Source organism: Streptomyces sp. NPDC006798 (assembly GCF_040635975.1).
In the GTDB taxonomy this organism is placed as follows: domain Bacteria; phylum Actinomycetota; class Actinomycetes; order Streptomycetales; family Streptomycetaceae; genus Streptomyces.
The window spans coordinates 14,536-40,437 of record NZ_JBEYIS010000044.1 but is presented as its reverse complement, the minus strand read 5'-3'; the positions used below and the strand labels follow the sequence as shown (position 1 = coordinate 40,437).

General features: G+C 71.2%; 26 protein-coding genes. 13 read left to right on the top strand and 13 right to left on the bottom strand.

Features of this window, described 5'->3' with window-relative positions:
• Positions 1-12 precede the first annotated feature (12 nt).
• The 3 genes from ABZ714_RS25990 to ABZ714_RS25980 are packed head-to-tail and all read left to right on the top strand — an operon-like array spanning position 13 to position 2,547.
• The gene (locus ABZ714_RS25990) at positions 13-1,005 is read left to right on the top strand and encodes a glutamate ABC transporter substrate-binding protein (protein WP_358827743.1); all 993 of its coding nucleotides are present in this window, start codon (positions 13-15) and stop codon (positions 1,003-1,005) included.
• Between the two features lie 13 nt (positions 1,006-1,018).
• Positions 1,019-1,663, top strand: a complete 645-nt coding sequence (locus ABZ714_RS25985) for an amino acid ABC transporter permease (protein WP_358827742.1) — start codon at positions 1,019-1,021, stop codon at positions 1,661-1,663.
• Complete coding sequence (locus ABZ714_RS25980) at positions 1,660-2,547, top strand: amino acid ABC transporter permease (protein WP_358827741.1); 888 nt, start codon at positions 1,660-1,662, stop codon at positions 2,545-2,547. The genes ABZ714_RS25985 and ABZ714_RS25980 overlap by 4 nt, the downstream gene beginning before the upstream one ends.
• Before the next feature lie 210 nt (positions 2,548-2,757).
• On the opposite strand, the gene ABZ714_RS25975 is transcribed toward ABZ714_RS25980, so the two are convergent.
• Complete coding sequence (locus ABZ714_RS25975) at positions 2,758-3,501, bottom strand: hypothetical protein (protein WP_358827740.1); 744 nt, start codon at positions 3,499-3,501, stop codon at positions 2,758-2,760.
• 135 nt (positions 3,502-3,636) lie between these two features.
• Here ABZ714_RS25975 and ggt point away from each other — a divergent pair, with 135 nt between their 5' ends.
• Positions 3,637-5,469 (top strand): gamma-glutamyltransferase, encoded by a 1,833-nt coding sequence (gene ggt, locus ABZ714_RS25970; protein WP_358827739.1) that lies wholly within the window; start codon positions 3,637-3,639, stop codon positions 5,467-5,469.
• 230 nt (positions 5,470-5,699) lie between these two features.
• On the top strand, positions 5,700-6,524 hold the full coding sequence (locus tag ABZ714_RS25965; RefSeq protein WP_358827738.1) for a glycoside hydrolase family 75 protein: 825 nt from the start codon (positions 5,700-5,702) through the stop codon (positions 6,522-6,524).
• Between the two features lie 485 nt (positions 6,525-7,009).
• Here ABZ714_RS25965 and map read toward each other — a convergent pair whose 3' ends face one another.
• Positions 7,010-7,777, bottom strand: a complete 768-nt coding sequence (gene map, locus ABZ714_RS25960; RefSeq protein WP_358827737.1) for a type I methionyl aminopeptidase — start codon at positions 7,775-7,777, stop codon at positions 7,010-7,012.
• A 50-nt stretch (positions 7,778-7,827) separates the two neighbouring features.
• On the opposite strand from map, the gene ABZ714_RS25955 reads away from it, so the two are divergent.
• The gene (locus ABZ714_RS25955; protein WP_358827736.1) at positions 7,828-8,082 is read left to right on the top strand and encodes a helix-turn-helix transcriptional regulator; all 255 of its coding nucleotides are present in this window, start codon (positions 7,828-7,830) and stop codon (positions 8,080-8,082) included.
• A gap of 46 nt (positions 8,083-8,128) precedes the next feature.
• On the opposite strand, the gene ABZ714_RS25950 is transcribed toward ABZ714_RS25955, so the two are convergent.
• Positions 8,129-8,794, bottom strand: coding sequence for an NAD(P)H-binding protein (locus ABZ714_RS25950; RefSeq protein ID WP_358827735.1), 666 nt, complete (start codon positions 8,792-8,794; stop codon positions 8,129-8,131).
• A gap of 160 nt (positions 8,795-8,954) precedes the next feature.
• On the opposite strand from ABZ714_RS25950, the gene ABZ714_RS25945 reads away from it, so the two are divergent.
• The 6 genes from ABZ714_RS25945 (at position 8,955) to ABZ714_RS25920 (ending at position 14,661) form a co-directional block, all read left to right on the top strand.
• Positions 8,955-9,332, top strand: coding sequence for a helix-turn-helix domain-containing protein (locus tag ABZ714_RS25945; protein ID WP_358827768.1), 378 nt, complete (start codon positions 8,955-8,957; stop codon positions 9,330-9,332).
• 10 nt (positions 9,333-9,342) lie between these two features.
• Positions 9,343-9,768, top strand: coding sequence for a PPOX class F420-dependent oxidoreductase (locus tag ABZ714_RS25940; protein WP_358827734.1), 426 nt, complete (start codon positions 9,343-9,345; stop codon positions 9,766-9,768).
• A 142-nt stretch (positions 9,769-9,910) separates the two neighbouring features.
• Complete coding sequence (locus ABZ714_RS25935; RefSeq protein WP_358827733.1) at positions 9,911-10,753, top strand: nitrilase-related carbon-nitrogen hydrolase; 843 nt, start codon at positions 9,911-9,913, stop codon at positions 10,751-10,753.
• Positions 10,754-10,869: 116 nt separating this feature from the next.
• A complete protein-coding gene (locus ABZ714_RS25930; protein ID WP_358827767.1) occupies positions 10,870-12,141 on the top strand; it encodes an aspartate aminotransferase family protein in 1,272 nt (423 codons plus the stop codon).
• Positions 12,142-12,195: 54 nt separating this feature from the next.
• On the top strand, positions 12,196-13,599 hold the full coding sequence (gene hydA, locus ABZ714_RS25925; RefSeq protein ID WP_358827732.1) for a dihydropyrimidinase: 1,404 nt from the start codon (positions 12,196-12,198) through the stop codon (positions 13,597-13,599).
• Positions 13,600-13,647: 48 nt separating this feature from the next.
• Complete coding sequence (locus ABZ714_RS25920) at positions 13,648-14,661, top strand: TIGR03842 family LLM class F420-dependent oxidoreductase (protein ID WP_358827731.1); 1,014 nt, start codon at positions 13,648-13,650, stop codon at positions 14,659-14,661.
• Between the two features lie 41 nt (positions 14,662-14,702).
• Here ABZ714_RS25920 and ABZ714_RS25915 read toward each other — a convergent pair whose 3' ends face one another.
• The 3 genes from ABZ714_RS25915 to ABZ714_RS25905 all read right to left on the bottom strand — a co-directional run bounded on the left by ABZ714_RS25915 (position 14,703) and on the right by ABZ714_RS25905 (position 17,294).
• On the bottom strand, positions 14,703-16,610 hold the full coding sequence (locus tag ABZ714_RS25915) for a KedN5 family methylcobalamin-dependent radical SAM C-methyltransferase (protein ID WP_358827730.1): 1,908 nt from the start codon (positions 16,608-16,610) through the stop codon (positions 14,703-14,705).
• Positions 16,611-16,780: 170 nt separating this feature from the next.
• Positions 16,781-17,008, bottom strand: a complete 228-nt coding sequence (locus ABZ714_RS25910; protein WP_358827729.1) for an MbtH family protein — start codon at positions 17,006-17,008, stop codon at positions 16,781-16,783.
• A gap of 157 nt (positions 17,009-17,165) precedes the next feature.
• Positions 17,166-17,294: a hypothetical protein gene (locus tag ABZ714_RS25905; protein WP_358827728.1), complete on the bottom strand. Its 129-nt coding sequence runs from the start codon at positions 17,292-17,294 to the stop codon at positions 17,166-17,168.
• Between the two features lie 75 nt (positions 17,295-17,369).
• Here ABZ714_RS25905 and ABZ714_RS25900 point away from each other — a divergent pair, with 75 nt between their 5' ends.
• Positions 17,370-17,780: a DUF6027 family protein gene (locus ABZ714_RS25900; RefSeq protein WP_358827727.1), complete on the top strand. Its 411-nt coding sequence runs from the start codon at positions 17,370-17,372 to the stop codon at positions 17,778-17,780.
• A 19-nt stretch (positions 17,781-17,799) separates the two neighbouring features.
• Here the strand turns inward: ABZ714_RS25900 and ABZ714_RS25895 are convergent, their stop codons facing one another.
• From ABZ714_RS25895 to ABZ714_RS25865, 7 genes are read right to left on the bottom strand one after another with little or no spacing between them, the layout of a single operon-like run.
• Positions 17,800-18,747 carry an arginine deiminase family protein gene (locus ABZ714_RS25895; RefSeq protein WP_358827726.1) on the bottom strand — a complete coding sequence of 316 codons (948 nt, stop codon included), beginning with the start codon at positions 18,745-18,747 and terminating at the stop codon, positions 17,800-17,802.
• Entirely contained in the window at positions 18,728-19,981 is a 1,254-nt protein-coding gene (locus tag ABZ714_RS25890; RefSeq protein WP_358827725.1) for a sulfotransferase, read from the bottom strand. Before ABZ714_RS25890 ends, ABZ714_RS25895 begins: the two co-directional genes overlap by 20 nt.
• Entirely contained in the window at positions 19,974-21,905 is a 1,932-nt protein-coding gene (locus tag ABZ714_RS25885) for a methyltransferase domain-containing protein (RefSeq protein ID WP_358827724.1), read from the bottom strand. Before ABZ714_RS25885 ends, ABZ714_RS25890 begins: the two co-directional genes overlap by 8 nt.
• Positions 21,902-22,354, bottom strand: a complete 453-nt coding sequence (locus ABZ714_RS25880) for a rubrerythrin family protein (protein WP_358827723.1) — start codon at positions 22,352-22,354, stop codon at positions 21,902-21,904. Before ABZ714_RS25880 ends, ABZ714_RS25885 begins: the two co-directional genes overlap by 4 nt.
• A gap of 1 nt (position 22,355) precedes the next feature.
• Positions 22,356-23,099 (bottom strand): methyltransferase domain-containing protein, encoded by a 744-nt coding sequence (locus ABZ714_RS25875; protein ID WP_358827722.1) that lies wholly within the window; start codon positions 23,097-23,099, stop codon positions 22,356-22,358.
• Complete coding sequence (locus ABZ714_RS25870) at positions 23,096-24,115, bottom strand: sulfotransferase (RefSeq protein WP_358827721.1); 1,020 nt, start codon at positions 24,113-24,115, stop codon at positions 23,096-23,098. Before ABZ714_RS25870 ends, ABZ714_RS25875 begins: the two co-directional genes overlap by 4 nt.
• A 3-nt stretch (positions 24,116-24,118) precedes the next feature.
• The gene (locus ABZ714_RS25865) at positions 24,119-25,783 is read right to left on the bottom strand and encodes a radical SAM protein (protein WP_358827720.1); all 1,665 of its coding nucleotides are present in this window, start codon (positions 25,781-25,783) and stop codon (positions 24,119-24,121) included.
• Positions 25,784-25,902: the final 119 nt, after the last annotated feature.

Below are 25,902 nucleotides of genomic sequence, written 5' to 3'. Positions count from 1 at the left end.
GGGGGACCGTCGATGCCGCGTACCCGGAACATCCCGACCGCCCACCGCCCGCACCGCCCGGCCACCGGACCCCACCGCCCCCGGCGGAACCGGCGGCGGACGGCCCGCGCCGCGACGGCGCTGCTGCTCGCCCTGACCGCCGTCGCCGCCACCGCCTGCGGCAAGGAGGGCAGCCCGCCCGTCAAGGGCCCCCAGACCGACCAACTCCCCGTCTACCAGGTCAACACCGGATTCCAGCTCCCCGAATCCCCGACCTGGCGGCGGGCGAAGAGCCGCGGCCATCTCACCGTCGGAGCCAAGGAGGACCAGCCCTATCTCGGTGAGAAGGACCCGGCGACCGGCCGCTACTCCGGCTTCGACATCGAGATCGCCCGAATGGTCGCCGCCTATCTCGGCTTCGACCCGGCGGGCATCCACTTCCGGACCATCGCGTCCGCCAACCGCGAGACGGCCCTCCAGAACGGCCAGATCGACTACTACGTCGGTACCTACACCATCAACGACAAGCGGAAGAAGCTGGTCGGCTTCGCCGGTCCCTACTACCTGGCCGGCCAGTCCCTGCTGGTGCGGGCCGACGAGGACGACATCCACGGCCCCCAGGACCTGGCCGGGAAACGGGTCTGCTCCGCCACCGGCTCCACCCCCTACCAGCGGATCAAGTCCGACTACCCGAAGGCGACCCTGGTCGGCTACGACACCTACTCGGTCTGTGTGGACAATCTGCTCACCTATCAGGTCGACGCCGTCACCACCGACGACGCCATCCTGATCGGCTACGCCGCCAAGGTCCCCGACGAACTGAAGATCGTCGGCAAGCCCTTCTCCGAGGAGCCGTACGGCATCGGCGTACCCCGGAACGACAACGCGCTCCGGTTCGCCATCGACGACGCCCTCGAAGCCGGTGAGAAGAGCGGCGAGTGGAAGCAGGCGTACGACGCCACCCTTGGCCTCTCCGGGGTCCCGGCACCCACGCCGCCCCCGATCGACCGCTATCCGGCGAGCTGAGGAGGCCCGGCACATGGACGTACTGACCGACAATATCGACCTCTACTGGCAGGGCTTCCTCGGCACCGTCGAGCTGACCTTCTACTCCTCGGTACTCGCCCTCGTCCTCGGCTTTCTGATCGCCGCCTTCCGGGTCTCCCCGGTCGGCTCGCTGCGGGCCTTCGGCACGGTCTGGGTGACCGTACTCCGCAACACCCCGCTCACCCTGCTCTTCTTCGCCGTCGTCCTCGGACTGCCCCGGTTCGGCATCGTGCTGCCGTTCCAGCTCTTCGCGATCCTCGCCCTCGGCTGCTACACCTCCGCCTTCATCTGCGAGGCCCTGCGCTCCGGGATCAACACCGTTCCCACAGGACAGGGCGAGGCCGCCCGCAGCCTCGGCATGTCCTTCGGCCAGACCCTGCACACCGTGGTACTGCCCCAGGCGTTCCGCTCCGTCATCCCGCCCATCGGCTCCACCCTGATCGCCCTGGCCAAGAACTCCGCGATCGCGGGCGCCTTCAGCGTCACCGAACTCCTCGGTACCTACAAGACGCTGAGCGAACTGGGCTACAACATCATCTGGACCTTTGTCTGGATCGCCGTCGGATATCTGATCATCACCCTGTCCATCAGTGCGCTCTTCAACGTGCTGGAGAAGCGTTACGGAGTCGCCAGATGACCGATTCCACCGCCCTCTACGACATTCCGGGGCCCCGTACCCGCAAGCGGCACCGGCTCTACGGAATGGGCGCCAGCCTGGCCATCGCCGCCCTCGTCGGCTGGATCGTCTATCTGCTCTTCGACACCGGACAGTTCACCGCCGAGAAATGGACCCCGTTCGAATACAAGGGGATCCAGGAACTCCTGCTCCAAGGGCTCGGCAACACGCTCAAGGCATTCGCCTACGCGGCCGTGCTCTCCCTCGTCCTGGGCGGCGTCCTCGCCACCGGACGGCTCTCCGAACACCGCGCGGTGCGCTGGATCGCCACCCTCCTGGTGGAGTTCTTCCGCGCGATGCCCGTACTGGTGATGATCTTCTTCATCTTCGTGGCGCTGAAGGTCCAGCCGCTGCCCGCCCTGGTCGCCGGACTGACCCTCTACAACGGCTCGGTGCTCGCCGAGGTCTTCCGGACCGGCGTCAACGCCGTCGACCGGGGCCAGCGGGAGGCCGCGTACGCCCTCGGGATGCGCAAGACCCAGGTGATGACCCATGTCCTGGTGCCCCAGGCGGTCCGGGCGATGCTGCCCGCGATCATCAGTCAGCTCGTGGTCGCCCTCAAGGACACCTCACTCGGCTATCTCATCACCTACGAGGAGTTCCTCCACGCGGGCAAGCTGATCGCCTCCAACCTCGACTACGACCTGCCGTTCATCCCGGTCGTGATGGTGATCGCGCCGATCTACATCGGGCTCTGCATGCTGCTCTCCTGGTTCGCCAACTGGGTGGCCCGGCGGCAGCGCCGCAATCCGAAGACCGAGGGCGCGGAGATCGCCCCGGCCGAACCGGGGACCCTGCTGACCGCAGGACCCCAGGGCCCGCCACCCCCGCCCGACCGGGCGTAGGCCCGAGGCGGCGGCTCATGGAACACCGAACCCCGGCCCCGGTAAGGCCCCGGCGGCAGCCGGTGATCACTTCTCGCCCCTCGGACCCGGCACGGACCCCGTGCGGACCGGTCCCGGGGGCGGGGAGAAGGTCAGCTGCGGCCGGGGCGGGGCTGGCGGGGAGCGGGCCCGGTGAGCCGCCGCCCGGGCCGGGGCCGGTCGTACCGGGCGTCACACCGGCCCGGCCGCGTCCGCCTCCACCGCCGGGCGCGGCGTCCGCGCCGGTCCGGTGACATCGGCTACCACCTCGACCACATCGGGGCCGTACGCCGCCGAGTCCACCACCTTCAGCAGCAGACAGAACGACCCACCGCGGTGGGCCCCCGCCAGCTCCCGGTGATGCCGCGCCAGATAGCGCGCGGCCGCCTGGTTGGCGATCGCCAGCTGACCGCAGAGCAGAAAGACCGGCCGCCCCTCCTCACCCGGCGTCAGCCGGGCCAGCAGGACGTACTCGGACACCCCGTACCCGGCCCGGTACACCTCCGTACCGATCCGGAACGCGCCCCGGTCCGGGCCCGGTTCCGCCGATACGTCCACCGAGACACCGGGCAGCAGACTGCGTAGATGAGCCGCCATCCGCTGGTTCGACGTCGGCCCGCCGACACAGAACTCGGCCTGCTCGCCGACCCCTTCCCTGGCCTCGTCGTGCCAGACCACCCGGGCCCGCGCCCCGCAGTCCTTGATCAGCGCCGCCAGTTCCAGCAGGGCGAACACGTCCCGCCGCTTCACCGAACCGTCCCGCCCGGCCTCCCGATTGACGACCAGCAGCGCGTCCGAGTCCGTCGGAAGCCCGAAGAAGTCCTGGGTACGGCGGAGCGACCGGCGCCAGCGGTAGGTACGGGCCACCCAGCCGACCAGGGCGCTGATCCCCGCGGCGACCAGCCCGAGGACGATATTGCGTATGTCGTCGTTCATGTCGGCGCATGCTACTTCCGTCCGGGCCGCCCCGGGATCCGCGCGGACCGCCCGCCGCCGCGCGGTGCGCTCCTGACGGGGGTGGTACGGGGCCGCTAGGTTGTCCGCACTGGCGTCGACTGGAGGTTCGTTCGGATGCGTCGTACCACCACCCGGAACATCGCGCTGCTGGCCGCGGCGGCGGCCGTCGTCTCGATCGGCGCCGCCGCGCCGCCCGCCGATCCGCCCGTGCGGCACCCCGGTTCACCCGGCGGACCGCCGGTGAAGACCCCGGTCGCCGCCGGATACGGCGGAGCCGTCGCCAGTGTCGACGCTGACGCCTCCGCCGCCGGGATCGAGATCCTGCGGCGCGGCGGCAACGCGGTGGACGCGGCCGTCGCCACCGCCGCCGCGCTCGGCGTCACCGAACCGTACTCGGCGGGCATCGGCGGAGGCGGCTACCTCGTCTACTACGACGCCGGGACCCGGACCGTGCACACGATCGACGGCCGGGAGACCGCGCCCCGCTCCGCCGACGCCTCCCTCTTCCTGGAGAACGGCCGCCCCATCCCCTTCGACCAGGGCCAGACCAGCGGACTGGGCGTCGGCACCCCCGGCACCCCCGCCACCTGGGAGACGGCCCTGCGCGCCTGGGGCAGCCGGCCACTGGCCCGGCTGCTGAAGCCCGCCGAGAAACTGGCGCGGGACGGCTTCACCGTCGACGCCACCTTCCGTGCCCAGACCGAGGCCAACCAGGCACGGTTCGCCGACTTCCCCGCCACCGCCGAACTCTTCCTGCCCGGCGGGAAACTGCCCGTGGTCGGCACCACCTTCAAGAACCCCGATCTCGCCCGCACCTACCGTGAACTCGCCGACGACGGTGTCCGGGCGCTCTACCGGGGCGATATCGCCGAGGACATCGTCGACACCGTCCGCAAGCCGCCGGTGGCCCCCGGCGCCACCCGGATCGTCCGCCCCGGCGATCTGACCCTGCGCGATCTGCGGTCGTACGAAACGATCCGGCGCGCTCCCACGAAGGTCGGCTACCGAGGTCTCGGCGTCTACGGAATGGCGCCTTCCTCCTCCGGCGGCACCAGTGTCGGCCAGGCCCTCAACATGCTGGAACGCACCGATCTGGGACGGGTGTCACCGGCCGGCTATCTGCACCGCTTCATCGAGGCCAGCCGGATCGCCTTCGCGGACCGGGGCCGCTGGGTGGGCGACCCGGCGTTCGAGGACGTCCCCGTCAAGGGCCTGCTGTCACAGCGGTTCGCCGACAGCCGGTCCTGCCTGATCAAGGACGACGCGGTCCTCACCAGCCCGTTGGCGCCCGGCGACCCCCGGAACCCGGTCCCGTGCGGTACGACCGGGGAGGCGGCGCCGACGATGCGTGACGTCGAGAGCACCACCCATCTGACCACCGCCGACCGGTGGGGCAATGTCGTCGCCTACACCCTCACCATCGAAGCCACCGGAGGCAGCGGGATCACCGTCCCGGGGCGCGGATTCCTGCTCAACAACGAGCTGACGGACTTCAACTTCGCCCCGGCGAACCCGGCCGTCCACGACCCGAACCTGCCCGGTCCCGCCAAGCGGCCCCGCTCCTCCATGTCCCCGACGATCGTCCTCGACGACGACCGGCGGCCGGTGCTGGCCCTCGGTTCCCCGGGCGGAGCGACCATCATCACCACCGTGCTCCAGACCCTGACAAGCCGGCTGGACCGGGGCCTGCCGCTGGTGGAGGCGATCGCCGCGCCGCGCGCCAGCCAGCGGAACCAGACCACGACCGAACTGGAGCCCGGCCTCTGGAACAGCCCGCTCCGGGCCGAACTGGAGCGGATCGGGCACGGATTCCGGCTCAACCCGGAGATCGGCGCGGCGACCGCGATCGAACGCCTCCCGGACGGCCGCTGGCTGGCGGCGGCGGAGAAGACCCGGCGCGGGGGCGGTTCGGCGATGGTGGTACGCCCGAGCGACGGCAGGCCGTAACGGGGCTCCGGCGTTCGTACGGTCGTCCGCGATCCGGACCCGGTCCCGAACGGGCGTACTCCATCCGGATCCCGGTCGCGACCGCACGCCCCCGGCCAACCACCGTCCGCCCCGGCGCACTTGGCCGGGGCGACGGCGCAACCCGGCGCGGGGCGGGGGGATCGGTCGCGACCGGGAACGGGTAAGGACGCTTTTCCGCGCGGAAACCGCACAGAAAGGCGACCGTTCCCATGCATGTTCGCACCCTCGCCGCCCTCGCCACCGCCTCCGGGGCGGCCTTCCTGGCGGCGGCGGCACCCGCGCCGCCCGCGGCGGCGAGCTTTGTGACCCAGCCGCCGCCCGGGCCCAGGTCCGAGGGGGCGGGTGGCGGCGGGGCGGTGGCGATGGGCGCGACGGGTGCGGGTGCGGTCCCGGTCGTGGCGACGGAGGCGACGAGGGCCGTGCGGGCTGTGGAGGCCGTCGAGGCCGAGGGCGCCGTAGGGGCGGACGAACTGCGCGCCAGCACCGCGGGCTGCGACCCGGTGTCCAAGGGGAGTTACGCCGAGGACGCCGGTGCGGAGGCGACCGTACCGGTCTGCGGGGCGAAGGGCGCGGTGTACTGGAAGGCCGATCTGGACGTCGCCTGCGACGGGCTGGAGAGCGCGATCTGCAACCGGGAGAACGACCCCTGGTATCTGCCCGATACGGCCGTCCGGCAGTCCGACGGCCGCCCGCTGGACGCGGCGACCCTGCCGTATGTGGTGGTACCCACGCCCGGACCGATCTGGAAATACTACGAGTCGGGGATCCGCGGCGGCGGAATCGTCGCCGTCGTCCACCGTGACCGGGTCCGGTACGGGGTGGTCGGCGACACCGGCCCCGCGAAGATCATCGGGGAGGCGTCGTACGCGATGGCCCGGGCGCTGGGGATCGACTCTGACCCGGTCGGCGGGGGAGTGCCGTCGGGCGTGACGTACATCCTCTTCGCCGGCTCCGAGGCGGACCCGGTGGAGAGCCGTACGTCCGCGACGACGCGGGGCGAGGAACTCGCCCGCGCGTTCCTCACGTCGAACTGACCCCACGCCCCGAAGCGCCTCGCCCCTCGGGGCCTTGCCGCCTGATGGCCCTTCGCGCGGCCCCGCCCGCGCCTGCCCTCCTGGGGCCCGCCCCACAACCCGGGCCCGCCCGGCGACCCGATGTTGTTCCCGGTCTGCGGGCCGGCCGTGGCTGGTCGCGCAGTTCCCCGCGCCCCTGAACGCTCTCCCACTCCCGGCCCCTGGATGGGAGCCCGTCTTTTTGCGGGGGCGGCGAGCAGGGCAACCCAGGGGCGCGGGGAACTGCGCGACCAGCCGCGACGGTGGTGTGGACCGCGTACACCAGATCGCTGGGCGCGGCCCGGGGTTGTGGGCCTTACCTGGAGGGCCGAGGCGCTGGGGTTCCCCCATTGCCGGAGGCATAGGGGGCGGAACTGCGCGAGCGATCCGCCACGGTCCGCAGGCCGCGGACAAGATCGGGCTGCCGGGCGCGGCCCGGTTAGTGGCGCCGCGCGCGGCGGTCCGGGCTACGGGAGCGTCAGGACGCGCGGGCCCGACGGGGTGATCGCTACCGTGTGTTCCGAGTGCGTCGCGCGGCTCGCGTCGAGTGTGCGGATCGTCCAGCCGTCCCGCGCCGTGTACGTGTCGTCCGCGCCGGAGGCGATCAGCATCGGCTCGATCGCGATCACCATGCCCGCCCGCAGCAGCATTCCGCGCCCCGCGCGTCCCTCATTGGGCACGTCCGGGCCCTCGTGCATGGAGCGGCCCACGCCGTGGCCGCCGAAGCCGTCGGGGATGCCGTAGCCCGCGGCCCGGCAGACCTGGCCCACCGCGTGGGCGATATCGCCGATCCGGTTGCCCGGTACGGCCGCCGCGATGCCCGCCGCCAGGGCTTTCTCGCCCGTGGCGATCAGCTCGGTGTCCTCGGGCCCGGCCCGGCCCACGGTGAAGCTGACGGCCGCGTCGCCGACCCAGCCGTCGAGGATCGCGCCGCAGTCGAGGCTGACGAGGTCGCCGTCGCGCAGCCGGTAGTCGTCGGGGATGCCGTGGACCACGGCATCGTTGACGGAGACGCAGAGGACCGCTGGGAAGGGGACGGGCGCCCAGGCGGGCCGGTAGCCGAGGAACGGGGAGCCCGCGCCCGCCTCGTCGAGTACCGTCCGGGCGACCCGGTCCAGCTCCCGCAGTTCGACGCCGACCGCCGCCGCCGCCCGGGCAGCGGCCAGGGCTCGGCCCACGACGCGGCCCGCTGCTCGCATCGCCTCGATCGACTCTTCCGTCTTGATCTCAACCATGCCAATTACTATACCGGTCAATCTGCCGTGCGCGGTATTAGAATGACGGCATGGTCCGTACCCCTCTCACCCCCGAAGAGCGTGAACGCGGCGAGCGGCTCGGCCGGCTCCTCCGTGCGGCGCGTGGTCCCCGCAGCATGGTCGACGTGGCCGCCGAGGCCGGGATCTCCGCCGAGACGCTGCGCAAGATCGAGACCGGCCGGGCGCCCACCCCCGCCTTCTTCACGGTCGCCGCGCTCGCCGCGGCCCTGCGGCTGTCGACGGACGAGCTCGCCGACGCCTGTGTCCTGACCCCGACGGCGTAGGCGATCCCGGGCGCGGGGTCGGAACCGCTCCCGGGGCTTTCGCCGCCTACCCGGCGGCCACCGCGAGCTGGATCCGGCGGTGCCGGGGCGCGTCGACCGCCTCGTCGACCAGCGCCCGGGCGAGATCGTCGTGGCAGATCCGGCCGCCGGGGATCACCGTGCCCTCGGCGGTGCGGTAGCGGCCGGTGCGCGGATGGCCCGACGACAGGTCCGGCGGGCAGACCATCAGCCAGTCCAGGCCGCCCGCCGTCCCGCGCAGCAGTTCCCACTCGGCCGCGTGCCCCCGGCAGAAGACCCGGGCGGGTTCCGGGAAGCCGGGGTCGTCCATCAGCCGCACCCCGGGCGCGGTCTCCAGGGTGGAGGTCACACCGAGTGTCACGAACCGGCCGACGCCCGCCGCCGTCAACCCCGCCACCAGCGCCTTCGCCGCTGCCACGAAGAACTCCTCGGACGGTACGCCGAGCCGGACCGTCGTATTGATCGCGGCCCGGTGGCCCGCCGCGGTCGCGGCGACCGAGGCATGGTCGGTGACGTCTCCCCGTACCACCGTCACCGCGTCCGAGCCGAGCCCGAAGGCCCGGTCCGGGTCCCGTACCACCGCCGTCACCCGGTGGCCGCGGGTCACCGCCTCGGTGACGACCGCGCGCCCCACCCGGCCCGCGGCCCCGTAGACGACGAGGTCCGGTGTCTGGTTGTTCGTTGATTCGCTCATGGGCCGGACGGTAGGACGGCACCCGCCGGTTACCGCAACGGTACCGGCCCCCGCCGGGGGAGCTTTCCGGCCACCGCCCGGGCGGGCCGGTGACAATGGGGCCATGGACACGACGGATCCGAGGGCCGCGCCGGGCGCCCCGGCGGGGGAGACCGTACGGATGCCACTGCCGCGCGAACTCTTCGCCGACGGCTGCTCCGGGCCCGAGCGGCGGCCCCTGCGCTTCGGTGACAAGTGGTCGGCGATGGTCCTGCGCTGTCTGGAGGACGGCCCGCGGCGCTTCACCGAACTGCGCCGCCCGCTGTACCGGGTGACGCCCAAGGTCCTCACCGAGACCCTGCGGGCGATGGAGCGCGACGGCATCGTCAGCCGTACCGCCTACGACGAGAATCCGCCGCGCGTCGAGTACGCGCTCACACCGCTGGGCCGGTCCCTGGTCGGACCGCTCGACGCCGCCTGCGCCTGGACCCGGGAACACGGCACGGAGCTGCGCCGGGCCCGGGACGCGTACGACCGGGCCCGCGACGGCGGCGCGTAGGCTCGGCGGTGTGACCGCAGCCGATGACATCGCCGCCGCCCGCTACATCAGCCTCACCACCTTCCGCCGCGACGGCACCGGGGTGGCCACCCCGGTCTGGTTCGCCGAGGACGGCGGCAGGCTCTACGTCTGGACCAACAAGGAATCCTGGAAGGTCAAGCGGCTCGGCCGCGACCCCCGGGTCACCGTCGCCGTCTGCGACGCCCGAGGCCGGATCGCCGACGGCGCGCCCCGGTCCGGCGGCACCGGTGAACTCCTCGACGCCGACGGTACGAAGCGCGCCCGCGACCTCGTCGCCCGCAAGTACGGCTGGCAGTTCCGGCTGGTGGACTGGCCCGCCCGGCTGGCGCGGCGCGGCGCCAGGCCCCACCAGGGCATCGCCGTCACCCTCGGGGAAACCCCCGGCGACGGAGCGGACACCCCGCCGTCCGGGTGAAACATGATCGACTCAGCGGGTCGGCGGCAATGGTCTTGCCCCGCTGTGTGACGGGGCTTACGTTCTCCATCTACGTTCCGCGTCTACGTGCGTAGAGGCGATGCGCCGATGCCGGGTGCCCGCCCGGCCGAAGGAGCAGCCCATGGCCGCAGTCGTACGCGCCGCTCTCGTCCAGGCCACCTGGACCGGCGACACCGAGTCGATGATCGCCAAACACGAGGCGTACGCCCGTACCGCCGCCGAGCGGGGTGCCCGGGTGATCGGGTTCCAGGAAGTCTTCAACGCTCCCTACTTCTGCCAGGTGCAGGAGCCGGAGCACTACCGCTGGGCGGAGCCGGTGCCCGACGGGCCGACCGTACGGCGGATGCGGGAGCTGGCCCGGGAGACCGGCATGGTGATCGTGGCCCCGGTCTTCGAGATCGAGGGCCCCGGTCTCTACTACAACACCGCCGCCGTGATCGACGCCGACGGCAGCTATCTCGGCAAGTACCGCAAGCATCACATTCCGCAGGTCCAGGGGTTCTGGGAGAAGTACTACTTCCGCCCGGGGAACGCGGGATGGCCGGTCTTCGACACCGCGGCGGGCCGGATCGGGGTCTACATCTGCTACGACCGCCACTTCCCCGAGGGGTGGCGGCAGCTCGGTCTCGCCGGGGCCCAGCTCGTCTACAACCCGTCCGCCACCTCGCGCGGCCTCTCCGGCTATCTCTGGCGGCTGGAGCAGCCCGCGGCGGCCGTCGCCAACGAGTACTTCGTCGCCGCCATCAACCGGGTCGGCCGGGAGGAGTACGGCGACAACGACTTCTACGGCACCAGCTACTTCGTGGACCCCCGGGGGCAGTTCGTGGGCGACGTCGCCGACGACACGGCGGAGGAGCTGGTCGTCCGGGACCTCGACTTCGCTCTGATCGACGAGGTGCGGCAGCAGTGGGCCTTCTACCGCGACCGGCGCCCCGACGCCTATGAAGGGCTGGTACGGCCGTGAACCGCGCCCAGGGCCGGGCGGCCGGTCCCACGCGCCCGGGTACCGGTGCCGCGCCCCCGGCCGCCGGGAGGCCCGGTGCCGCGTCCCCGGCGCCGGGACGGCCCGCCGCGAATCCGCTGTACGACCGCCACCGCGCCGTACTGCCCCGCTGGCTGGCCCTCTACTACGACGATCCGATCGAACTGAGCCACGGCGAGGGCCGGTACGTCTGGGACACCGAAGGCAACCGGTATCTCGACTTCTTCGGCGGCATCCTCACCACCATGACCGCCCACGCCCTGCCCGAGGTCACCCGGGCCGTCGGCGAACAGGCGGGCCGGCTCGTCCACTCCTCGACGCTCTATCTCAACCGGCCCATGATCGAGCTGGCCGAGCGGATCGCCGCCCTCTCCGGCATCCCCGACGCCCGGGTCTTCTTCACCACCTCCGGTACCGAGGCCACCGACACGGCCCTGCTGCTGGCCACCGCCCACCGGGGATCCCCGCAGATCCTCGCCATGCGCAACAGCTACCACGGCCGGTCCTTCTCCTCCGTCGGGATCACCGGCAACAGCGCCTGGTCACCGACCGGGCTCTCACCGCTCCAGACCCTCTACGTCCACGGCGGCGTCCGCACCCGGGGCCCGTACGCGGACCTCACCGACGACCGCTTCATCGAGGCGTGCGTGGCCGATCTGGAGGATCTGATCGGCCAGGGCAGACCGCCCGCCGCCCTGATCGCCGAACCGATCCAGGGAGTCGGCGGCTTCACCTCGCCGCCCGACGGGCTGTACGCCGCGTTCCGCGAGGTCCTCGACCGGCACGGGGTGCTCTGGATCTCCGACGAGGTGCAGACCGGCTGGGGCCGGACCGGTGACCACTTCTGGGGCTGGCAGGCCCACGACCGCAACGGCCCGCCCGACCTGGTCACCTTCGCCAAGGGCATCGCCAACGGGATGTCCGTCGGCGGAGTCGTCGCCCGGGCCGGGATCATGGACTCGATCGACGCCAACTCCATCTCCACCTTCGGCGGTTCGCCGGTGACCATGGCCGCCGGTCTGGCCAACCTCTCCTATCTGCTGGAACACGACCTCCAGGGCAATGCCCGCCGGGTCGGCGGACTGCTGATCGAGCGGCTGCGCGGGATCACGGCGGGGCTGCCCTCGGTCCGCGAGGTACGCGGCCGCGGTCTGATGATCGGGATCGAGATCGTCCGGCCCGGTACCGGCCTCGCCGACCCGGCGGCCACCGCCGCCGTACTGGAGGCCGCCAGGGCGGGCGGACTCCTCGTCGGCAGGGGCGGCGGCCATGACAGCAGCGTGCTGCGGATCGCGCCGCCGCTGACGCTCACCGTCGCCGAGGCGGAGGAGGGCGCGGCCGTGCTCGAACAGGCCCTGCGCGAAGTCTGACGCCCCGTCCGAAACCCGTCCGCACCCGTCACGTACCAGAGGAGCGCACCGGTCATGAGCAGCAAACGCACCCTGATCCGCGGCGGACTGGTGATCACCGCGGCCGAGGAGACCCACGCCGACGTCCTGATCGAGGACGGCCGGATCGCCGCACTCGCCGCCCACGGCTCCGCCGCCGCCGAGGCCTGGACGGCGGACCGGACCGTTGACGCCACCGGGAAGTACGTCGTCCCGGGCGGTGTCGACGCCCATACCCATATGGAGATGCCGTTCGGCGGCACCTTCGCCTCCGACACGTTCGAGACCGGGACCCGGGCCGCCGCCTGGGGCGGCACCACGACCATCGTCGACTTCGCCGTCCAGTCCGTCGGCCACTCCCTGCGGGCCGGACTCGACGCCTGGTACGCCAAGGCCGACGGCAACTGCGCCGTCGACTACGCCTTCCACATGATCCTCTCCGACGTCACCGAGAAGTCCCTGAAGGAGATGGACCGTCTGGTGGAGGAGGGCATCACCTCCTTCAAGCTCTTCATGGCCTATCCGGGTGTCTTCTACAGCGACGACGGCCGGATCCTGCGGGCCATGCAGCGGGCCGCCGGCAACGGCGGGCTGATCATGACGCACGCGGAGAACGGCATCGCCATCGACGTCCTGGTGGAGCAGGCACTGGCGGCCGGCCGGACCGACCCCCGCTACCACGGCGAGGTCCGCAGAGCCCTGCTGGAGGCCGAGGCCACCCATCGGGCGATCCAGCTGGCCCGGGTCGCGGGCGCCCCGCTGTACGTCGTCCATGTCTCCGCCGAGGAGGCCGTGGCCGAGCTGATCGCCGCCCGGGACATGGACCTGCCGGTCTTCGGCGAGACCTGCCCGCAGTACCTGTTCCTGTCGGCGGACAACCTCGCGGAGCCGGACTTCGAGGGCGCGAAATACGTCTGCTCCACCCCTCTGAGGCCGCGCGAACACCAGGCGGCGCTCTGGCGGGGCCTGCGGACGAACGACCTCCAGGTGGTCTCCACCGACCACTGCCCGTTCTGCTTCACGGGCCAGAAGGAACTCGGCCGGGGCGACTTCTCGAAGATCCCGAACGGCTTGCCGGGCGTGGAGCACCGGATGGACCTGCTCCACCAGGCGGTCCTGGACGGGCACATCAGCCGCCGTCGCTGGATCGAGATCGCCTGCGCGACCCCGGCCCGGATGTTCGGCCTCTATCCGCAGAAGGGCACCATCGCGCCGGGTTCGGACGCCGATGTCGTCCTCTACGATCCGCACGCCGAGCAGGTCATCTCGGCCGGGACGCATCACATGAACGTGGACTACTCGGCGTACGAGGGCAAACGGGTGACCGGGCGGGTGGACACCGTGCTCTCGCGCGGCGACATCGTCATCGACCGGCGCGAATACACCGGCCGGGCCGGACACGGGGCCTTCGTCCCCCGTTCCACCTGTCAGTACTTCTAGCGGGCCCGGGGCGGCCCGGCGGCGGCATTTCTCAGCAAGGAGCGACGTATGGACTTCGGCCTCGTTCTGCAGACCGATCCGCCCGCGTCCCGGGTCGTGGACCTGATGAAGCGGGCCGAACGGAACGGCTTCCGCTACGGCTGGACCTTCGACTCGGCCGTGCTGTGGCAGGAGCCGTTCGTCATCTACAGCCGGATCCTGGCGAACACGGAGCGGCTGCGCGTCGGGCCGATGGTCACCAACCCGGGCACCCGCACCTGGGAGGTCACCGCCTCCACCTTCGCCACCCTCAACGACATGTACGGCAACCGCACCGTCTGCGGCATCGGACGCGGGGATTCCGCGATGCGGGTGGCCGGCCGGGCCCCCAACACCCTGGCCCGGCTGGGGGAGGCCGTCGAGGTGATCCGTGACCTGGCCGAGGGGCGCGAGGCGGTCGTCGACGGCGAACCGCTGCGGATCCCGTGGATCGAGGACGGGAAGCTGCCCGTCTGGATGGCCGCGTACGGACCGAAGGCACTCGCCCTGACCGGCCGGAAAGCCGACGGATTCATCCTCCAACTGGCAGACCCCTACCTGACGGAATGGATGATCAAGGCCGTACGGCGGGCCGCGACCGAGGCGGGCCGCGACCCGGCGTCCCTCACCGTCTGCGTGGCCGCCCCGGCCTATGTCACGGCCGACGACTCGCCCGAGGCCCTGGCGCACGCCCGCGACCAGTGCCGCTGGTTCGGCGGCATGGTCGGCAACCACGTCGCCGACCTGGTCGCCCGCTACGGCGAGCACTCCTCGATGGTTCCCGAGGAACTGACCGAGTACATCAGGGCCCGCCAGGGCTACGACTACAGCCACCACGGCCGCGCCGGAAACCCCTCCACCGACTTCGTCCCGGACGAGATCGTCGACCGCTTCTGCCTGCTCGGCCCGGTCGAGGCCCATATCGAGAAGCTGCGCGCCCTGCGGGACCTCGGTGTCGACCAGTTCGCGGTCTACGACATGCACGACGCCCGCGAGGCGACCATCGACATCTACGGCTCCCACGTCATCCCGTTGCTCGGCTGACGCGTCCCGGCCGCGCGGGGCCGGCCCCCGGGAAGGCGGGATCAGCGGGTGGACGCCTCGTCGTACGGCGTACTCGTCCGTTCCGCCGTCAGCTGCCGGACCTCCAGGCAGCGACCGGCGTAGTAGGTCGCGAGTTCGTGGTTGTCGAGGTAGTCGTCGAACCCGACGCGAAATGCCAGCGTCAGCTCGACCGGCGAGGGTTCGTCGTCGAACGGCCGGCGCGCGCGGATGGCGTCGAGGACGCGCGGCATCGGGTACTGGAACCGCAGGCCGCCGCGGATGTAGTGCGGCAGGCCGTCGATGCCCCGCACCTCGGCGTCCCCGGCGTCCGCGCCGGAGTAGACCGGGCGGGTCGCGTTGTCGTAGCGGAAGATCTCGTTCAGCAGCGGTCTGTGCCGTTCGGGCACCTTCGGCAGGATCGCCTCGTCCCACCACCGCTGGAACACCGGCGCGAACCGCGGGTCGGCGTAGAGCCTGTGCAGCGACTCGACCACCAGGCCGGAGTCGGTGAACTCGCGGCCGTGGCCGAGCAGCTCGGCGACGGCGGGATCGGCCGAGTCCTGGCACCAGTCCGACAGGATCAGCAGCACGGCGCTCTGGGTGAGCCCGGCCAGTTCCCGAAGCGGCACCCAGATATGCCGGAAGTACATGTTCTCGCTCATCATCCGGGCCCAGAACATGAACCGCTGCATCGTCGTGTTCTCCGCGACCGTGACGGTGCGGTTGGCGAGTACGTACTCGAAGTCGTCGTTGTCGCCGCGTACGGTGACGAAGCCGTGCTTCTCGCGGTTCTCCGTGTAGTCCGTATTGGGCAGCAGCAACAGCGGATAGACGGCGATACGGGACACGTGTTCGGAGAGCTGGTCGTAGCCCGTCAGGAAGGAGTCGACGGTCTCACCCGGCGCGCCCCAGATCAGCTCGGCATAGGCGTCGAGTCCCTCCGCCGCGAGCCATGCCGCCAGGTCCTTCCACTGGTTGAGCCGCATATTGCTTCTGCCCATATCACGCAACGCGGTGTCATTGAGTGTCTGCAGCGCGACGGTGAACGAGCTCTGGAACCCCTCGGCCTTCATCCGGCGGATGATGTCGTGGAACGTCTTGGACTTGTTCTTCGCCCATGACGTCTCCAACGACTGCGGGAACCCGTATTTCTCGCGCGTCCTGACGAGGTCCTCGACGAACTCCGCGTCCGGCTGCCGCATACCGAAGTTGGAGTCGCACAACACCACCGTCGGAACCTGGTGATAGCCGAAGACGTCGAGTTCCGCGCGCAGCCGCTCGCGGGAGAAATCGCGCATCCGCTGGCCGACCGCACCGCCCCAGTAACAGAACGAGCACTTGTACGGACAGCCCCGGTTGGTCTCCATCAGCGCGACGTCGTAGCGGAACCGGCCCTGGTGGTCGAGCATCGGGATGGCCCCGGTGAGAAAGGGCGACGGAATGCTGTCCAGGTCGTCGATGCGCGGTGGTTCGGCGGTGGTGCGGACCGTGCCCTCCTCGTCGCGGTACGAGATTCCCGGCACCCGCGCGAGGTCGTGCGGCGACTTCTCCTCCAGGACGGCGAGCAGCAGATCGCGGAAGGTGAACTCGCCCTCGCCGTTGGCGACGACATCGACCTCGGGGAAGCGCCGGAACACCCGCTCCGCCTGGTGTGCGACATGCGTTCCGCCGAAGACGACCCAGCCGTCCGGACGGATCGACTTGTAGGTCTCGGCGAGCGCGCCGAACTGATTGAGGTTCCAGCCGAAGACCGAGAACGCCAGCACGTCCGGCACGACGCCGGAGAAGATCGTGCGCGCCATCGAGCCGAGCGTTTCCCCGCCGCGGAAGTTCAGTATTCCCACGTCGAACTCGGGTCCCACCACGGGATCGGCCTGTGCCGCGGCGGTCAGATAGCCGGCGGCGAGCGGCATCGATTCCTTCGGCATGTCCCAGGCGCCCTGCTGCACGATCAGCGCGCGGCCGTGCTTCTCCCGTGAACGCGGTCGTGGTCGTGGTAAAGGAAGGCTGGACTGACTCACTGTTCTGCCCCTATGCGGTCAGGCCCCCGGGTTCCCGCGGGCGATCGCCCGCCGTGCATCGTGTGAAATCTGCTGGTCCGGCTGTGTCCGCCGGTGGCTCACCCGGTGGAGTCGGCCATGGCGCGGCGCAGGGAGGCCGGACGCAGGTCGGTCCAGTTCGCCTCGACGTAGGCCAGGCACGCCGCCCGGCCGTCCGGGCCGTGCGCCGTGTGCCACCCGGCGGGCACGGGAGCGAACTCCGGCCACAGCGAGTGCTGGTCCTCGTCGTTGCGCAGTACCCGGAACACACCGTTCTCGTCGTCGAACGGGTTGGTCGTCTCAGTCATGCCGTCTCCCAAGTCGCCGCACCCTACGACGTGCCGCCGGGCGGTCAACACTCCCGCCCGCCGGCACGGGCCCCCGGCGAAGGGGGCCCGGGTGCCGGGCCGTATGCCTCGTGGGGACGCCCCGGCCCGCCCGTGCGGGAGGGCCGGGGCGGTTGGGTCAGATGCGGTAGCCGAGGCTGCGCAGCTGCTGGCGGATCGCCTCGTCGTCGGCCGTGACGGTGCCGTCGGCGACGGTCGAGTCGGCCGTAACGATGGCGACTTGCTCCTCACGAAGGGTCTCGTTCACTGGTACTCCTCTCCTCATTTCGGTGTTCATCCTTGCCCGGTGGGACAAGCTCGGTGCCGCCCTTAGGGTGGCGGTATGGACGGCGACATGGATGACCTGGCCTACGACGCGACCGGTACGCCGACGGTTCGGCTGCGCCGGTGGGAACGGTGCTGGCCGGCGGACGACCCGCATGCCAACTTCAAGGCCGAGGTGGTCGACTACGGGCTCCTCGATCCGCTGGAGACCGTGCGCGGGATGTCCCGGAACCTGGACATCCCGGTCGGTGCGATCGCCCGGTACGTACTGGCGAAGTGGGCCACCGGCGGCAGCGGCGGCCTGCTGGAACTCGGGCCGGTGATGGTGCCGCGGCTGTGGGAGCCGATCGCGGCAGCGGAGGAGGCCGATTCGGACGAGCAGCGGCTCGCGGCGTACCACCAGCTCCGGCAGATGATCTCCTGGCTGAAGGTGCCGCTGGACGACCCCACGGTGTACCCGCCCCAGTAGTCGGCCGAGTGGCCGGGTCTCAGTGGTCACGGCGCACCACCCCGGTCACACAGCCGATCCCGCCGGCCGCCCGCAGGTACTCGCCGATCTCGATCTCCTCGACGGCGGTACCCGCCCGCTCCAGCGTCCGCCGGATTCCCGGGCAGCCCGCGGGCATCAGTACCCGCCCCGGCGCGAGCACCAGCAGGTTCATCCCGCGCCCCACCAGTAGCTCATCGTCCGGCGGCAGTGCGATCACCCGATAGCCGTACTCGGCGAGCAGCGCCGTCAACTCCGGCGGGCACGCCGCCCGGTGCACGACGGCGGTCGACGAGTCGAGGAACACCACCGTCCCCAGCAGATGCTGTACGCCCGGCCCCAGCGGCACCGTCACCACCCGGGCGCCCAGCCCCGCGACCGCCGACGCGACCTCGGCCGCGCCGGCCGCGTTCGTCCGGAACCCGGTACCGACGAGCACCGTCGACGGGTCGATCCACAGCGCGTCGGCGCCTTCGAACACGGCGGTGCCGGACACCGTGCGCAGGATCGGGAACCCGGCCCCGGCCAGGGCGAGCGCGGCATGCCGTTCCTCGCCCGCCCGCTGCGCCGACGCCATCCGGGCCAGCACCGCCCCGGCCGGGGTCATCCAGAAGAGGTCCCGTGCGAACACCGCGTTCGGCGTCGTGTCGGGGGATGCCAGATGTACCTCGACCCCGTGGTTCCGCAGGCGGTCCGCCAGGCCGTCGTACTGCGCCCGCATCGCCGGGAGATCCACCGGGCCGAGCATGAGCGAGGCTCCCGGCCGCCGTACCCCGGCGACGCTGTCCGGCGGGCGGACCAGCAGTACGGACCGCAGTACGGCCGTCTCCGACCGGTATCCGCACGGCTCCCACACACCGCCGGCCGCGACTTCGTCCGTATGCGACGCCACCCGGGGGACCCACCCCGGGCCGCCGTGGGTGCTCGGCTCAGATCCAGTGATCGTCATGGGCGTAACCAAGCCTCTCCGCCATCGCGAGGACATCGGCGCTCAGTGCGGACCGGATCTCCGCTTCCCGCACCCGCCACCGTCCCGGGCGTGGTGCTGCGGTGGCCACGGTGGCGGCGACGCCGTCGGCCGTGGCCCGCTTCAGCGGCCCGTCGAACGGGATCCCCAGCCAGTCCGCGATCCGCTCGACGGCGTCCGCCCGGGCGTGCGGTCCGCTGATCAGGTCCTCGAATCGCACCGTGTGATCCGCCCCGTGCGCGAGCACCGCGCGGTGGCTCGACAACCACTGATGGGCGCAGACCCGGGGCAGGGCTGCGGCGGTGTACGCGGGCCAGCCGGGCGGCAGGTCGAACTTCCACCAGTGCCGGTCGGCCGGCCGTACGTCGGCGTATCCGGCGATCCGCAGCGGCTCGTCCAGCCGGTAGGCGTGGAACCCGTGGTGCAGCCATCCGTCGACCAGACCGTTGATCGAGGCGGCCGGGTTCCTGGTCAGATGCAGCACCCGCAGCCGCGCGTTGGGGAACACCGCCCGCAGGAAACCGAGCCGGTAGGCGTTGCCCGGCGTCTTGATCACCAGCGGCCTGGTGGCGAGATCGTGTTCGTTCGCGGGCCGCCACGGGCGGGGGAGTACGAAAGGCGGCTCTTCGAGCAGTACGTCACCGGGCGGCCCGGCCGGTCGTGGTCCCGGCGACTGCCCGGGCAGGTCGTAGTACCACGGGTTCACACCGGTCATCTCGATCAGCGCCCGTGCGAACCGGGGGAGATCGCGGTCCAGTACCGCCTCGGCGGTCCGCACCAGGTCGACGGGGTCGAGACCCAGCTCCGGCCACTGCATGACCAGCCGCCATGCCGCGTCCGCCGCCAGATTCTCCACGCCGGTGCCGGGAGAGCCCGCGTCCAGTGCCAGTTCCGCCTCGAACAACGCCCGGGACCCGGGCGGAAGCCCGTGCCAGTGCGCCGCGTCCAGTGCGTCGGATCCGGTGCCGCTGTGCGGGTGGTCGAGACCGACCAGCCGGAGCAGCGGATTCAGCTCGGCACGCAGATGCAGCAGATGCGGCGAGGACCGCAGCAGCTCGGCGAGCATGCTCGACCCGCCCCGCGAACTCGACGCGACGACGACGAGATCGCGTACCTTGGCGCGGAAGTGCGGCACCGGCGTGCCCCGCAGCGGCCGCAGCAGCTCCAGCCCGCGGACCACCTCGGCGACCGGGCGTTCCACGGTCCGGCTAGTCATGGTCGGGTTTCCGTACCGAGTACACACACCACCGCCACCGGTCGCGGACCGAGCCGTCCGGCAGCACCTCGAACGGGTGTACGTCCCGGACCTCGCGCGGCGCGTCGTAGTAGAGGCGGTAGATCTCCTGCCGGTTCGCCGGGGTCGTCTCATGGGTGTCGATCCACCGGTCGATCGACTCCCACAGGAAGTACTCCTCCATCCGTACGTCGGTGAACCCGCCGCCGGTGAGCAGCGCCCGGAAGTCCTCCTCGCGGAACATCTGGTACAGCAGCGGCTGCTTCTTCTTGAAGACCCGGAACATCCAGAACGCGTCCACGTCCGCGTACGGCACGATCTGGCCGACGATGAACTGCCCGCCCGGCCGCAGCACCCGGAAGATCTCCGACACCGGCCGCTCCGGCTGGGGCAGCAGATGCAGCACCTCACGGGTGACCACGAGGTCGAAACTGGCGTCCGGGAACGGCAGGTCGTAGACGGTGCCCTGGTGTACGACGTCCAGCCGGGTGGACGCGAGCGCCGCCATCTCCGGGGTGAGGTCAAGCCCGACCATCTCGCCGACCCGGCCGCGGAACGCGCCGCCGACGACCCCGCTGCCGCAGCACACGTCCAGCATCCGGGCGTCCGGCGGCATCGCGCACAGCTCCGCGTGCTTGCCGAGCAGGTCCTCGTCGGTGAGCCAGGCGCACGAGTCGTGCCAGTCCTTCGAGCGGATCCCGAACTGCCGCTGGTAGACCGCGTAGTCGACCTCGACGGCCCGGGTCCGGGAGCGGGCCGTCCGCCCGGCCAGCCGGGCGGCGAGCCTGGCCCGGCTCGCGTCGACGGCCCGTTCGGCGATCCGGCGGGCCAGCTCCGGGTCGGCCGCCAGCGCCCGCCGCGTCTGCTCGGTGACGACGTCGAACACCCGGGCGCCCGCGTCCTCGTTGCGCAGGGTGCGTTTGGTCTGGCCGTCGAACCGCGCGTCCGGGATCCGGATCGCGATCACCGCGGTCAGCCCCTCCAGGATGTCGACGACGGTCATCTTCTCCGCGGCCGGGCCGAGGTGCTCGGCCACCACCCCGGCCAGCGCGCTCCGCAGGGCGTCCACATGCGACCCGCCGAGGTCGGTGCGGATGGTGTTGACATAGCTGAAGATCTGCTCCGCGTACCCCTCGGTCCACTGGACGGCGGCATCGATCACACAGCCGTCCCCGGCCCAGGTGACGCCGGCCGGCTCGTCGTGGACCTTCTCGGCGTCGCGGGCTCGGTACGCGAGCAGGCCCCGTACCCCGGTCGTCTCGCACAGCGACTCGTGCCGCCCGGTGCGATGGTCGGTGAGATCGACCCGCAGGCCCGGATGGAGGTACGCGATGTCGAGCAGCCGGGTATGCAGCAGATCCGCGTCGAGTACGCAGTCGGAGAAGATCTCCGGGTCCGGGCGGAACCACACCCGGGTGCCGCGGCGGCCGCTGTCGCCGACCCGCTTGAGCGGGGTCTCGACCGAGCCCCGGGTGAACGACTCGCTGTGGTGCGCGCCGTCGCGCCACACTTCCAGCCGCAACCACTCCGACAGCGCGTTCACGCAGGCCAGCCCGACGCCGTGCAGCCCGGCCGAGGTCGCGTACGAGGAGTGGTCGAACTTGCCGCCCGAGTGGAGTGTGGTGAGCACCAGCTCGCACGCCGGGATCCCGGCCTCCGGGTGCGGGCCGGTGGGGATGCCCCGGCCGTCGTCGGTGACCGAGCAGGAGCCGTCGTCGTACAGCTCCACCGAGATGGTGGCGCAGTGCCCGGCGGCGGCCTCGTCCACGGCGTTGTCGACCAGTTCGAGCACCAGGTGGTGGGCGCCGTCCGAGCCGGTCGACCCGACGTACATCGACGGGTTGCGGCGCACCGCCTCAAGACCGGAGTAGACGGTGATCGCCTCGGCGGTGTAGTCGGTGGTCATGGCGCTCCGTTCCCGGCGAACCGCGGCTCGGTCAGCCCGGTCAGGGCCTGCTCCAGCCGGTCCACGTGCGTCTTCTTCAATGTGCACAGGGTCTCCAGCCAGCTCGCCAGATCGGCCACGCCGTCCGTGTGCGCCCGGGCCGCCAGGCCGGGGTAGCGCTCGGTGGCCTCCCCGAGGTCGCCGCTGATCGCCGCGGCCAGGTTGCGGCGGGTGTCGCCGAGCGTGTGGCCGGTGCCCGGGTCGTCGCCGCCCAGCAGGTCGCGCAGCACGTCCAGGTGCCCGTGGGCGGCGCAGGCCACACTCTCGGCCAGCTCGCCGAAGACCCGGGCCGCCTCGGTGTGCCCCTCGATCCCGGCGACCTGGGCGAAGTAGGTGTACCGCGCCGCGGTGGCCGCCTCGGTGAGGAAGGCGGCCCGCACACCGTCGGCGAGTGACTGTTCCGGTGCCATGTCAGACCCTCGTTCCCGAGGCGACGACGAACAGCATGTGGTCGGTGATCCGCCCGTCCGCCTCGGTCACCGAGTGCCGCGCGCGGAACTCGGGCGAAGCCCTCCCGTAGCGGTCCCGGATGGCCTCCCGGGCGTCTTCGCCGATCGCGCCGTTGTCCGACCAGACGTCCACGTCCTCCACCGACACGTACCGCCGCGACCGCACCGGGTCGCACCCCGCTTCGGTGAGCAGGGCCTCGACGTCGCCGGGCCGGAAGAAGTGCCGCCGGGCCGGGTTGCGCAGCCGCAGGATCTCGAAGTACTCGTCGCGGTCGTCGTCCCCGTAGGCGCACAGATGGGTCAGTACGATCCGCCCGCCCGGCCGGGTCACCCGCGCCATCTCCCGTACCGCGTCCGGCAGTGTCATGAACTGGATGCCCTGACGGCAGACCACGATGTCGAACGTGCCGTCGTCGAACGGCAGCTTCTCCGCCGGGGCGATCACCAGCTCGTCGAGCGTGCCGCGGGCCTGCTCCGCCATCTCCGGCGTGATGTCCACGCCGACCAGCCGCCCCACCCGCCCGGCGAACAGCCGCGACACCAGTCCGGTACCGCACGCCACGTCCAGGACCGCGTCGCCCGGCCGGGGCGCCGCCGCGGAGAGCATCAGCTCGCCGAGCGCGTCGTCGGTGCACCATGAACTGGACCGGTCGTAGGTGCCCGCGCGGTCGGCGAAGTGCGTACGGACGGTTCCCGTTTCGTTCATCTGCTCTCTCCTGCCTGAACCAGGGCGCTGACCGGCATCGCGCGGCGGCGCAGCCGGCGGACGGTGGCGTCGCGCCGCCAGCGCCGGAAGTGGTTGCGGTCGGTGCCCAGCGATCGCGCCTCGACCGCCAGCCGTACCGCGAACCCGCGCAGCGCGACACCGAGCGGACCGGGAACCGGTTCGTCCAGGGAAGCCGCGTCGAACGGATAGCCGAGCGGCTCCATCACCCGCGCGGCCACGCTCTCCACCTGCCGCCGCTCGCGGTCGGACAGCCCCTCCCGGTGGGAGCCGATCCGGGCCGCGGTGATCGGGTCGCCGGCCGTGCGCCAGGACGCCGACAGCGACGCGGTCACCCGGGCGTTGCCGCTCAGGTGGTGTGCCAGCATCGCCGGTTCGGCCGCCTCACCGATGAAGTCGCAGATCGCCCGGATCTCCCGGTCGGGCGCGGACACCAGGTCCTCGTACCGCACCAGGCGCACCACTTCCGGACCCCACCGGTCCAGGGCCGCGCGGGCGAGTTCCTGTTCGGCCGTCCACCGCCGCGCCATCCGGTACGGGTGGCAGTAGCCGAACACGGCCCGTTTCGCCGACGCGGCCACATCGCGCGGATCGCGTACCAGCCACAGGAACCGGGCGTCCGGGAGTTCGGCGAGCACGTTGTCGACATGCTCGACCATGAATGTGCTCTTGCACCCCCACCGGGCCGCGCCCTCCGCGACGCGGTACTGGTCGTAGATCGCCGACACCACTCCGAACAGCGACGGGCGGGCCGCCCCGGCCACCGCGGCCCGGTCGATCTCATGCGGCCACGGATGGATGTGGTGCCGCAGCAACCGCATCGCGTCGTCCGTCATCGCGTCGACATCACCGTCGTACGGGATGCCGGACAGATACCGCATGAAGTGCGGCGGGTGCGGGACCGCGATCCGCGAATGCGCGTCCAGCACCAGCCGCAGCAGATTCGACCCGGAGCGCTCGGTCCCGATGATCAGGATCGGGCCGTCCTGAGTGGTCACCGGTCAGACCCCGGCCGTGAGCTTCTTCGCGCCGCAGTCCATCAGCACACTCCCGACCCCGGCCACCTCCGCGTCGGCCACCTTGTCCAGGGTGTACTTCTCGGAACCGGGGACCAGCGGCGCGGCGGCGGAACTCCAGTCCGCGCGCCAGCCCGTCCCGGCGTACGACGTCGACCGCTCGGTGCCGTCGGCCGGCTGCGGGTGGAAGTACTGGAAGTGCTCCGGCCAGTGCTGGAAGTCCATCACCGGGCCGGGCTGGTAGGCGTCGTACACCCGCTTGTACGCGTCCCGGCAGACCCGCTCGGGCAGCCCGCTCACATTCAGGAACTCGTCCTCGTGCAACGCCTGTTCGATCGACAGCCAGTTCAGATGGTCGATCTCGGAGCGAATCACCTTGTTCCGCACCGCGTCCTGGTACACCGTCGTACCGGGCATGGCCGACAGATACTTCACCCGGGTCACATGGTTGTACTGCTCGGCGAACTGCACCATGTGGGAGAGGGATTCCTCGGTCTCGTTCGGCAGACCGACGATGAGCAGCGAGCCGAACCGCACACCGCCCTCGAACGTGGTGCGCATCGCACGGACCGTCAGGTTCTCACTGCTGCCCTTGCGGGCCTCGCGCAGCACATCCGTGCCCAGCGACTCGACGCCGTACAGGATGATGTCCGCGCCCGCGTCCCGCATCGCGTCGATACGCGGCACGTCCATGTCGGCGCACCGGGTCAGACAGGTCCACCGCAGATCGTGCTGGGAGATCACATCGCACATCTCGATGGTCTGGCCGCGATGCGAGCTGAACGTCAGATCGACGAAGAAGCAGAAATCCACCCCGTACTGGGTCTTCAGCCAGTCGAGATCGCGGTCCATCTTCTCCGGCGACTTCGCCCGCACCTGCGGAGTGGTGCGGTAACAGAACGAGCAGTCCATCTTGCAGCCGCGGCTGTACGACGAGATCACCTGCGGCTGCATTCCGAGCGGCGACCGCGCCTGAGGCCAGAGGTCGAGCCGCATCCTGGGCAGTGCGTCGAGATCCATCATCTGGCCGCGCGGCGGCGTGCGGCGGGCCTTTCCCTGCTCGTCCCGGTAGCAGATTCCCTTGATGTTCGGGAGATCCTGCTGCCATGAGCCGCGGACGTAGCTCTCCATCACTTCCAGGATGGTGATCTCGCCCTCGCTGATCACCGCGATATCGCAGGCGGTGTCCGACATGAATATCCCGGGAACGGAAGTGACGAGCGAGCCGCCGCAGATGATCGGGATGTCCGGATGCGACTCGCGGACCATCGCCATCAGCGCGCGGCAGAACGGGAAGTTGTCCTCGAACGTGCAGATCCCGAGCACATCGGTGCCCTCGACGATCTGGTCGTACGCCGCCTGAAGCGGGTTCAGGGTGTAGCGGACGTCGATGATGCGTACCGGGTATCCGGCGTTGTGCAGCACCGTCGAGATGTAGGTCGCACCCTCGTAGGGTGAGGTGAGGAAGAACTCCCAGCCACGCGGCATGGTGAACGGCGAGGGCCCGACGACGAGCGTGAACCTCGGCTTCGTGGGATCGGTCGGCACCGGTTCGGTGTCCTGGTTGCGCATTTGCTCGATATAGCGCTGGTCGACGCCGCCGTTCGCGTCGGCATACAGCTCCAGGGCCAGGGACAGCTTGCGCGCCATGTGAATTCTCCCTCGCGTCACGGTCGTGGACGCTCTCCGCCAGGTAACTGTAGGGGCGGGATCTGCTGTTCAACACGGGTGTTCATTCCACCCTGTTCGCCGTTGCCGTACGCGGGGAG